The organism is Acinetobacter lwoffii, from assembly GCF_022809915.1.
GTDB lineage: Bacteria > Pseudomonadota > Gammaproteobacteria > Pseudomonadales > Moraxellaceae > Acinetobacter > Acinetobacter lwoffii_M.
The window spans coordinates 1-917 of record NZ_JALGQY010000088.1 but is presented as its reverse complement, the minus strand read 5'-3'; the positions used below and the strand labels follow the sequence as shown (position 1 = coordinate 917).

The following is a 917-nucleotide window of genomic DNA, read 5'->3' as shown; positions in this document are numbered from 1 at the left end:
AGACCTCTTTCATAAATCATTTTTTGCTCAGTTCCAAGTTGTAGATTCCAGCGATTAAATTGAATCTCAAACCAAGCCTTTTACCTCTATTTCGATAACGCTCAGCAAGGATTTTGAAGGTTTTCAGGCTGCCAAATATATGCTCAATTCCGATTCTTCTTTTATTGATTTCTTGATTATAGATTTTTAGTTCGGGATCCAATTTACAGCGTCTTTTGGCTTTTAAGGGCAACAGGCTATTGGGATACAAAGTATAAATCCCTTGATAACCTTTATCCGCAAGAACAAAGGCTCCTGAAGGAATCTGGTTTAAATTGCGTTTGAACAACTCGAAATCATGGACTGCACCGCGACTGGTACATAAACTCAGAATTCGCTGAGTCTTGTAGTGAATCATGGCCTGTACTTTAAAGGTATGGGTCTTTTTCTTACCGCTATAGCTTTTCTTCTGTTTTTTTAGGCCTTTGGATTGGAATTTCCGTGGCATCCACGATCACAACATTCCAGTCGATGCCTTCGCCCTCGGGTAAATCTTTGGGTAAATTAAACAGATTGGACCGAATCAGGCAGTCTTCAACATGACGGACAATTCTTGAGGCTGTGGGCTCTGAAACCCCGTAACTCGTCGCAACATGAAATAAGGTTCGGTATTCCCGCCAATAGCTCAGACAGAGCAGAACCTGATCCTCCAGGCTTAACTTGGGCGGTCTGCCTTTGGCAGAGACATGCTTCTGCAATTGCTCAACCATCAAATAGAAAGTTGACCATGAGATGCCTGTGTATCGCTTGAACTGAGGATCAGAAAGCTTGTTTGAATCGATGTATTTCATCTGCAGATTATGCACGAATGCCAAGAAATCCGGAGTGCAAATATTAACCAAAAAGAAGATCGTTTTTTGATTTATGAAAGAGATCTA

2 protein-coding genes are annotated in these 917 nt (G+C 41.1%); both read right to left on the bottom strand.

Annotation, left to right across the window (positions count from 1 at the left end):
- Window positions 1-16 precede the first annotated feature (16 nt).
- Window positions 17-487 (bottom strand): transposase family protein, encoded by a 471-nt coding sequence (locus MTX11_RS16535; RefSeq protein ID WP_243475620.1) that lies wholly within the window; start codon window positions 485-487, stop codon window positions 17-19.
- Window positions 435-845: a transposase family protein gene (locus MTX11_RS16530; protein WP_243475619.1), complete on the bottom strand. Its 411-nt coding sequence runs from the start codon at window positions 843-845 to the stop codon at window positions 435-437. Before MTX11_RS16530 ends, MTX11_RS16535 begins: the two co-directional genes overlap by 53 nt.
- Window positions 846-917 lie beyond the last annotated feature (72 nt).

Bases quoted from the DNA above. Each gene is read 5' to 3' on its own strand.
- MTX11_RS16535 (WP_243475620.1), bottom strand. From the start codon at position 487: ATGCCACGGAAATTCCAATCCAAAGGCCTAAAAAAACAGAAGAAAAGC.